The sequence below is a fragment of the bacterium genome, from assembly GCA_009926305.1.
Classification (GTDB): Bacteria; Bdellovibrionota_C; UBA2361; order UBA2361; family RFPC01; genus RFPC01.
Genome location: RFPC01000123.1, coordinates 1 through 4,745 on the forward strand (window position 1 = coordinate 1; position 4,745 = coordinate 4,745).

At 45.8% G+C, this 4,745-nt stretch carries 4 protein-coding genes; 1 reads left to right on the forward strand and 3 read right to left on the reverse strand.

The window, feature by feature from the left end; translation table 11 throughout:
* Positions 1–149: 149 nt before the first annotated feature.
* From EBR25_12425 to EBR25_12435, 3 genes are all read right to left on the reverse strand, one after another.
* The gene (locus EBR25_12425) at positions 150–929 is read right to left on the reverse strand and encodes a gamma-glutamyl-gamma-aminobutyrate hydrolase family protein (GenBank protein NBW41790.1); all 780 of its coding nucleotides are present in this window, start codon (positions 927–929) and stop codon (positions 150–152) included.
* Positions 926–2,395 carry an ATP-grasp domain-containing protein gene (locus EBR25_12430; protein NBW41791.1) on the reverse strand — a complete coding sequence of 490 codons (1,470 nt, stop codon included), beginning with the start codon at positions 2,393–2,395 and terminating at the stop codon, positions 926–928. The genes EBR25_12425 and EBR25_12430 overlap by 4 nt, the downstream gene beginning before the upstream one ends.
* 124 nt (positions 2,396–2,519) lie before the next feature.
* Positions 2,520–2,786, reverse strand: a complete 267-nt coding sequence (locus EBR25_12435; GenBank protein NBW41792.1) for a hypothetical protein — start codon at positions 2,784–2,786, stop codon at positions 2,520–2,522.
* An 881-nt stretch (positions 2,787–3,667) separates the two neighbouring features.
* Between EBR25_12435 and EBR25_12440 the strand changes: the two genes are divergently transcribed.
* On the forward strand, positions 3,668–4,612 hold the full coding sequence (locus EBR25_12440; protein ID NBW41793.1) for a hypothetical protein: 945 nt from the start codon (positions 3,668–3,670) through the stop codon (positions 4,610–4,612).
* Positions 4,613–4,745 lie beyond the last annotated feature (133 nt).

Sequence of the window (4,745 nt, forward strand, 5' to 3'; positions counted from 1 at the left end):
CAACACAGCGAAGTACATCTGTGCGGGCTTAAAGAGCAACCATATCCTCAACCGTTTTAAGACGGTTACTCACCTCAGAAGCCATCTTGAGCACATGGTGTGGGAATAGTGGGGAAGAGAGCGTATGCAGAAAATCCGTGTACAGAAAATCACTGGGGAAGCGGGTTCGAGGCATAGGTCTTCGCTTCTTTCACAAAACGCTCAAAGACCCGAATCCATTTAGGCTCAGCTGGTTGTTCACCGTATATAAGCGCTTCAATGTGTGCCTGTATGCCGAGAAAAAACCCGTCATAGTTTCTTAACTCGATCGCCTCTACAATACCGTCAGGAGCTTTGGCTACTACACGCACGGACGAGTGAGGGCCCAAGGAGCTCTCATCCACTGCTTGATGATGAAGAGAGTTCACTCTCGGAGCTATGTCCTCATTAAGGATGCTTTGTAGCAATGAATCAGATTCCACCGCTATGGGATGCGTGAGTCTTGTCCATGCATCTTTATCCTCCAATGACGGTTCGTGCACAATCTCACTCGATACCTCTCCGACCTCTTGAATCATTTTGGCTCCATGAGCTACTGAACAGATTTGATGTCCCCGACAAATCCCAAGCACTGGCATACGATGAGCAGTAGCATGCCCTACTAATGCGAGCTCAACCTCATCACGAAGGGGCGAGTAAACCTGTTGGTCTTGAAGCTCCTTCCCATAGGAAGTGGGAAGAACATCCTCGCCACCGGAGAAGAGAATCCCATGAGCATGTTGCGCTGTCTCAAGGGCGAGCGCAGAGCTTATGAGGGGAAGAATTAATGGAATTCCTCCCGCCTTCGCAACTGCGCTCGCATATGTGATCCTGACACCAGTAAGATCTGGTCCAGGAGATGGAGTATCTGGAAGCGCTGGTGCAGTTATCAGAATGAGTGGTTTCATCATTTCTCCCTTTTATTCTGCTCCTCATCAGTAAGCTCTTGTTTAGTCCGTTCGAGAAATTTCGTACGGACCTGCCCGTCAGGAGTATCATTCACAAATAACACCTTGCTCATAATAGTCGGAGTGATTCCTTGCGGCAGAATCAACACCTTTTCACTCGAGTTGAAATGATCGCAGACATCCTGGATGCACTGAGTGAGAAGGTCAGAGTTTTGAAAGAATTTCTGTCCAAACATTACATTAATATCCAGATATGCAGAATATATTTCAAAATCTTGTCCCTGAATCTCCTTGATGTGTTCCAGCCTCTCTCGAAGAAATGGTATCGGGGTAGCGCCTGTCACTCGTGGATTCACCTCAATGACATAAAGATGCCCCTGATCATCGACTATCGCATCAAAGCCAATAGGACCAATGAGGCCAGAAAGTTCTGGCGCTCCTGCCATTTTCCCAAATATTTCCTCAGCCGTCTTCTGAAACTGAGACTCATAATCTTTATCCCAGAAGGTGCCCAAATATTTCCCATTATTTTCGATGGCCTTATGAAAAGACGAAAATCTAAAGTTATTATTGCCGTCGAATACTGCAATTGAACCAACAGGTTGCCCCTTTATAAATTGCTGTATTTGAAAGCTCTTTCCAAGGAGTTCCTTTGCCAAAAGGTTCTTGATAGCCTTAGCTAGGTCCCCCTTTGAGTAACCCTGATTCTCGTTGGTATAGACCCCAAATCCTCCTGCAGAACCATCTGCTTTAATGACGTACTGCATTCCATTTGAGAGGTTGTTGAGCATCCCCGAGGTGAAATCAGCAGCAACATAGGAGTAGCTTTTTGGCACCTGAACACCGATATTCTGCAATAGTTTGGCACTCTGGGATTTGCTGTCGAGCTTGGCGACGAGAGCTGCAACATCTTCAAGTGACTGCACTCCCACGTACCCAAACGTCTTCAGTGATTCTTTAGTCAGCATGCCAACAAGAGGATTCTTCTTGTCTTTAGCGAGAGAAGCTTCATGGTGTTCCAGTATAGCCTGACGGAGCGATTGCCCATCCTTTGAGAATACAATTTTCCCTGTCTCAGGTCGAACAATCTGAAGGCCTGTCTGCTCTTCCCATGCCTTAGCATTTGCCTCCATTCCATTTCGCAGTTGACGTTCTTCTAACGGCTTCTTTTCCATTTCTTCCTCACTGCCTGCCGTTGCACTTGGTGCGCTAAGTATGAGGTCATCCTTACTCTCAGAGTAGAGGTGTGCTTGTATGCCTTGATCCAACATTTCAATAGATATTTCGAGTTCCTTTTCGATGGGCGCAGTATCCCTCATAGCATCCGTACTTAGGAATCCAATCATTCGCGGTCTTCGTGGTAACTGGGCGTCACCAAGTTCAATACCAGCCGTTGTCGCTTGTACGACATTATTGTTCTTTTGTTCATAAGAGCCACTTTGGCTGTGACCACTCGCTTGTTGTTTCATTCTATCCTCCCTAGTCAGGGAAGAGACGTGAGCAGAAATGATTTCATCGGGTACTAGAGACGTGCGTGTCTTACCGAGCTGATACTCGGAACAATAGGAAAACAACAAATCGAAGAGCCCGACTTTATTTGACTCTGAAGAAATCTGTTGTTAGCCTCGCAGCGTCATTTACAAGTATGATAGTTGCTTGGGTGTGCTGTACGACACATGAGTTTGCCGACTCACGTATCAGCACACTTTTGCAGCTTTCCGAAATTGTTATCTCTTTTTCCTCAACGCTCCTCCAAAGTATTGTATTCCTTGTTTTGCTTTTACCCTTTTCCCTATAGTGCTGTATTCCCTCTAGTGCTGTACGGCTCTCTACTACCGTGTTCGTCCTTTCCGCACACACTTAACATCTGTCCCCCTCTTTTTAGGGCGTAAATACAGACACGCATGGAAAAACCTCATAAAAAAAGCCTCTTCACTCCCTGTTTTCTTGGGGAGTGAAGAGGCCTTTTTTGCCACTCCTATGCTCAACTAGAGCATCACTCCCTCCTCGTCACGAGACGCACTGGCCAAATAGCTGGTGCAGTAGGACACGGAATCGAATTTATAAGCCCCTTTTTTACGTGTCCCGAATCGCTCACTACAAAGTGTCTTGCTGTTACGGTTGTGCTTTCCATATCAGAATACTCCTCGCGCGACACATGAGTCTTACAATGAGAAATAGGAAGTGAATATCTTGACTGCGCTACCATAAGCTCGAAAGGTAAAGACTTTCTCTCTGAGTGTCAAAGCTTATTTTTCATCGCGCGATTTTTTTTTCATAGTGGTTCGGCAGAGTCGGTGTCTGATGCTTAGGGTCATTATGAAAAGCAAGTATTTCTAATCGGCTCTTAAGAGCGGAGAGCATCTTCATACTGAACACTCGCATGGAATTCAATATGTGGAAGAGTGGCTTCCATCCTCGATGTATTTTTTAGTGCTTGAGTGCTCAATCTTTCTTCGAAAGATAGCAAGACGATCTGTCTTACAGCTGCTCGAATACGGCTATTTCTGGCTATTTTTGGCTAATATAGAATTTGCTGGGATGAGTTTACTGTGTTGATCGAATAACTCTTGAAATGATGGCACCGTATCCCCAGTATTCAGGTGTAAGCTTCTTTTTTGTGGAAGCAACCTCGGACTTCAGTGGCATGTGCGACGGGATCCGATACCGCACACAGTTCCGCTGATGCAGAGAGCGATTCGCAGTCAAAACTACGGAAGAAATATGAAAGGGAACAATCTATGAGTAATAAGAACGCAGTTTACTTCTTTTGTAATAACCTTTCCGAAGATCCTGTTGCCCTTCATGTTTATAACTCTCTTTGTCAGGAGCGTGAACTTGAACAAACAGATCTCGTTATCGATGGCAATCCGGTAGAGAAAGCACAGGACAGACATGGGAACACACTGCACTTCGTTCGTATTGATAAGGTTTTAAGCCATGACTACCCGCGATACCTTCCTATGCTTCAAGAGCATTTTAGCCACATGGATTTTGCAGGTGTTGTGAACTGGCATGAGGGGGCAAACGCACCAGAGAATATTCTGTGCGCTCATACAACTGCAGATATACCCTCAGGAGCCTTCGGCACAGCGGATCCAAAGACTCTTCGAAACTTGCTGATTGGTTTGGATAAGCATCGCAAGGAGCTCTCATTAGATGACTTTACTGTTCTGACTGAGGCGACTCACTGGTCAGGAATTCCTCATGGTGGTGACCCCATGTTGATCACAGAGTATAAAGTTCCTGTGGTTGATATTGAAATAGGGAGCTCACCTGAGTGTTGGAACAACTCTGAGGCTGCGAAAGCTCTAGGTCGCTCTCTCTTTGATATCTTTGATACTGAGTACACTTCCGGCAAATCGCTTCTGTGTGTTGGGGGAATGCATTTTGACTCCACTTTCCGTGACGCTGTCTTCAATGAAGAGTCACCAGAGCCTTTGCTGGTGAGTCATATTTTGCCAAATCAGTGGGTTGTTTCAGGTGCATATGATAACCATCAAGGCCTTGATCGACTGCACGCATGTGTACAGTCCATAGTCGGTGGTGTTGATGGAATTGTTTTCCATGACAAGCTCAAGGGGAATTATAAGGAACGCTTGCGAGAACTCTCTGAAGAACTTTCCATCCCAATTTTCAAACATAAGGCGCTCAGGAACCCTTCTTCACTACCGTTCTTTTGTTAACTCCCCAGTATGCAGGTATCAGCTCATTGTTTGCGCGGGTGAGTACCACGGAGATCTCCATCCGCAGAATGTCATAGTGTGTCGGTATGGGCTTGGCTTTGATGTGAAGTTTGTTGATTTCTACAACCATGGA